2 protein-coding genes are annotated in these 4,677 nt (G+C 74.7%); one reads left to right on the plus strand and one right to left on the minus strand.

Annotated elements, in window-relative coordinates; genetic code table 11:
* On the minus strand, positions 1 to 1,233 hold a 1,233-nt coding region (locus HCN52_RS21965), incomplete at its 3' end, for a S8 family serine peptidase (protein WP_312876833.1).
* 89 nt (positions 1,234 to 1,322) lie between these two features.
* On the opposite strand from HCN52_RS21965, the gene HCN52_RS21970 reads away from it, so the two are divergent.
* Complete coding sequence (locus HCN52_RS21970) at positions 1,323 to 4,631, plus strand: right-handed parallel beta-helix repeat-containing protein (protein ID WP_168090181.1); 3,309 nt, start codon at positions 1,323 to 1,325, stop codon at positions 4,629 to 4,631.
* Positions 4,632 to 4,677 lie beyond the last annotated feature (46 nt).

The following is a 4,677-nucleotide window of genomic DNA, read 5'->3' on the forward strand; positions in this document are numbered from 1 at the left end:
AGGCCGGCGAGCGAGAGCGCGGCCATCAGGAAGGCCGCCGCCAGCAGGGGCTCCCGCCGGGCGCCAGCCCCGGGCCTTCCCGCGCGGCACCACGGCGATCAGCGCCCCCACCACCAGCACCACCGCGACGCCGACACCGGCCGTCCACAGCGCCCGCGTCGCGGGCTCGGCGGGCGCGGGCGGGGGCACCACGGCCGGCTCCGGCTCCGGCAGGGCCACCGGCCGGCCGAGGAACGACGTCAGCGACGCCACGACGTCCAGCCGCGGCACCACATCCGGGTACGCGGGCCTCAGCAGCCGCTCCACGACCTCCTCCCGGTCCAACTCCGGCGCGTGCGAGCGCACCAGAGCGGCGGCCCCGGCGACGTGCGCCGCCGCCAGCGACGGCCCCGTCCCCAGGAAGTGGCCCTGGCCCTCCGGCCCGATGCCCACCACGTCACCGCCGGGCGCGGCCAGGTCCGCCGCCAGCGGCAGCGGCGCGCCGTCCGCCCGCACGTCCTGCGGCCCGAAGTCCAGCACCGACAGCACCTGCGGCATCGCCGCCGGCCAGTAGTCGCGCGGCGGCAGCTCCTCACCGGCCGGCAGTTGCTCCGGCGAGACGTCCGGCGCGGCCGGGGCCACCACCACGACATCGGCCGCCAACGCCTCGTCGACCGCCTCCGTCAGCCCGTCGTGCTGCCCGCGCAGCGCCACCCCGAGCCAGATCACCGACGCGCCGCCCTCGACCGCGGCCCGCACCCCCGCGGCCGCCGTCGCCGCGTCCGGCGCGCCCCGCTCGGTGGTGGCCCGCGCGGCGACCACCTCCGCCGCGGGCGCCACCCCGGCGACGGCACCGTCCTCCGCCGCGGCGCCCGCGATGAGCCCCGCGGCGAAACTGCCGTGCCCCACGCAGTCCACCCCCGCCTCGCCCACCGCGGTGAGCCGGCCCGACAGCGCGGGGACGTCCGTGCCCACGCCCGTCCCGACCACCCCCACCGTCACGCCCTCGCCGCTCGACAGCTGTCGGGCGCGCGTCAGTTGGAGCGCGCGCCAGGTCCACGGCCGCGACTCGGCGGTGGTGTCGGACGCCTCGGTGCAGGCCACGTCGTCGGCCAGCTCCAACGCCAGGGGCGGCAACGTGACAGGCTCGTCATCGGCGTGCGCGGGCAGGGACGTCAGGGAGAGCATCACGCCGGCGGCGAGAACAGCTCCCGCTGTCCCCGCTGCCGCGCGACGACTGCGGTCGCCGAACATGCGGCCGATCATAGAAGCAGCACAAGTCCCCAGCGGCAGCGCGGTACTCGACCGAGTACCACACTGCCGGCGAGCCAGGAGGTCGCATAGTGTCACGGCAGGTACTGACCGTCAGCCCCGACCGGTCCGACGCCTACCGGACGATCGGTGAGGCCCTCGCCGCGGCGCGCGCGGGAGCGGTCGTCCGAGTCCTGCCTGGGCGCTACGCCGAGGCCCTCACCGTCCGCACCCGCGTCACCCTCGTCGGGGAGGGCGAGGTCGGCAGCGTCGAGATATGCCCCCACCGGGGCACCGCCCTCACCCTCGCCGCCGACGCCGTGAAACTCACCGACATCGTGCTGCGCGGCGGCAGCGACGACGTCGCGGTCGTCGACGCCGCCCGCGGCCAGGTCGCCATGGACAACTGCACCGTCGTCGGCGCCGGCTGGACCGCCGTCATCGCCCGGGAGACCGGCTCGCTCGCGATGCGCGGCTGCCGGGTCACCAACCGGGAGGGCGCCGGGGTCGTCGACACCTCCGAACACCCCAGCGTCATCGAGGACTGCCTCCTGGAGAACCTCGGCACCTCCGCCGTCGTCCTCGGCGAGAACTCCCGCGCCATGGTCCGCAACTGCCGCATGCGGGACGCCCGCGGCAACGGGGTCCTCGCCAACGGCCAAGCCGAGGGCACCGTCGACTCCTGCGACATATCCGGCACCGGGAAGCCCGCCATCGCCCTGGAGGGCACCAGCACGACCCGGGTCAGCGGCACCACCATCCGCGACAGCGCCCTCGGCGTCTACGTCACCACCACCGCCCGGCCCACCCTGGAGAACGTCACCGTCACCGGCACCTCCGGCCCCGGGATCGCCCTCTCCGGCGGCTCCGACCCGCTGCTGCGCGGCTGCACCACCCAGCGCACCAAGGCCGAGGGCGTCGTCGTCTCCGACCGCTCCCGCGGCACCTTCGAGGACTGCTCGATCCACTCCGCCGCCGGCCACGCGGTGCGGGTCGCCGACTCCAGCTCCCCGACCTTCCTGCGCACCGCGATCCGCGACTGCGGCGACTCCCTCGCCACGGTGCTGCTGGAGGAGGACGCCAGCGCCGAGTTCGACCGCTTCGAGATCGACGGCGGCAGCGGCGCCGCGGTGCTGCTGCGCACCCGCGCCAACCCCATGCTCCGCCGGGGCCACCTCCGCGGCCCCGCCGGCGCGGGCCTCCACGCCACCGAGGACGCCCGCGGCCGCGTCGAGTTCACCGTCGTCGAGCAGGCCGGCGGCGACGGCATCCACGTCGGCAAGGGCGCCTCCACCCAGTTCGGCGACTGCACCGTCCGCGGCGCCGGCGGCTCCGGCCTCACCGTCGGCACCGGTACCGTCGTCACCGCCCGGGACCTGGAGATCGACGGCAGCCACGCCTCCGGTGTCGCCGTCCACGACGGCGGCGAACTCGCCCTCACCCGCGGCCGGGTCACCGGCGGCTCCGCGCACGGCGTGCTGCTGGCGGCCGGCTCCCGCGCCGAACTGGTCCAGTGCGAGATCAGCGGCAACACCGGCGACGGCATCCGGGTCGACACCACCGCCCCCGTCACCCTCTCCGGCTGCGCCGTCCGCGACAACCGCGGCGCCGGACTCACCCAGCAGCGCCCCAGCGAAGCGCTCCAGGTCCTCGACCTCGCCAGCGCCGACAACGCCTCACCGGACGAGTGGGGCGCCGCCGTCGCCGAACGAGCCGCCGGCGCCGCCGGCGGCGCCGCTTCGGACGAACCCAAGGGCCCGCTGGAGGAGTTGGAAGCCCTTATCGGACTGGAGGGCGTGAAGCACCAGGTCCGCACCCTGGTCAACCTCAACCAGCTCTCCCAGCGCCGCATCCGGCTGGGCATGCCCGTCGCCTCCATGAGCCGCCACCTCGTTTTCGCCGGACCGCCCGGAACCGGCAAGACCACCGTGGCCCGCCTCTACGGCTCGATCCTGGCCGAGCTGGGCGCGCTGCGCTCCGGCCACCTCGTCGAGGTCTCCCGCGCCGACCTCGTCGCCCAGGTCATCGGCGGCACCGCCATCAAGACCTCCGAGGCGTTCAACCAGGCGCTGGGCGGCGTGCTGTTCATCGACGAGGCGTACACCCTCGCCCCGGAGGGCGGCAGCTCCAACGACTTCGGCCGCGAGGCCGTCGACACGCTGCTGAAGCTCATGGAGGACCACCGCGACGACGTCGTCGTCATCGTCGCCGGCTACACCGACGAGATGAGCGCCTTCATGGACTCCAACGCCGGTCTCGCCTCCCGCTTCACCCGCACCATCGAGTTCGCCAACTACTCCGTCACCGACCTCGTCACCATCACCGAGAAGCTGTGCGCGGCGCACCAGTACGAGCTCGGCCCCGGCACCGTCGACGCGCTGGCCGTCTACTTCGAGCGCATGCCGCGCGACGCCTCCTTCGGCAACGGCCGCGAGGCGCGCCGCGTCTTCGAGGAGATGGTCGACCGGCAGGCGTTCCGCCTCGGCACCATGACCGACCTCGCCGAACGCGACCTCACCCTCCTGATGCCCGAGGACGTCGCCCCGCAGGCCGACCCCGGACCTGACCCGGGCGAGGACCGCGAGGCCATGCTGGCCCGGCTGGAGGCCATGGTCGGTCTCTCCGCCGTCAAACGCGAGGTCACCGACCTCGTCAACCTGCTCTCCACCGCGCGGCAGCGCCAGGCCGCCGGACTGCCGGCGCCGCGCATCAGCCAGCACCTCGTCTTCTCCGGTGCGCCCGGCACCGGCAAGACCACGGTCGCCCGGCTCTACGCCGGTCTGCTGCACTCCCTCGGGGTGCTGCCGCAGGGGCAGTTGATCGAGGTGGCCCGCGCCGACGTCGTCGGCCGGTACGTCGGCCACACGGCACAGCTCACCAAGGAGGTCTTCGAATCCGCCATGGGCGGCGTGCTGTTCATCGACGAGGCGTACACCCTCGCCCCGGAGGGCGGCAGCGGCAACGACTTCGGCCGTGAGGCCATCGACACGCTGCTGAAGCTCATGGAGGACCACCGCGACGAGGTCGTCGTCATCGTCGCCGGCTACACCGAGGAGATGGCCCGCTTCCTGGACTCCAACCCCGGTCTCTCCTCCCGGTTCTCGCGCTACGTGGAGTTCGAGAACTACTCCACGGAGGAACTCGTCACCATCCTCGGCAAGCAGGCCGAGGACTCCGGGTACACCTGCGCGCCCGAGACGCTGGAACTGCTGCACGACCACATCGCGTCGCTGCCGCGCGACCGGTCGTTCGGCAACGCCCGGCTCGCCCGGCAGCTGCTGGAGTCGATGGTCACCCACCAGGCGCGGCGCCTCAGCACGGTGCCGGCCCCGACCATCGACGACCTGCGCAGCCTGCTGCCGCAGGACCTCCCGGCGGGCACCGCCCCCGCGCCCCGCTGACCCCGCCGCCCGGCCCGCGCCCGCGCCGCGGCCCCCGGCCCGGAGG

Source organism: Streptomyces bohaiensis (assembly GCF_012033785.1).
In the GTDB taxonomy this organism is placed as follows: Bacteria; Actinomycetota; Actinomycetes; order Streptomycetales; family Streptomycetaceae; genus Streptomyces; species Streptomyces bohaiensis.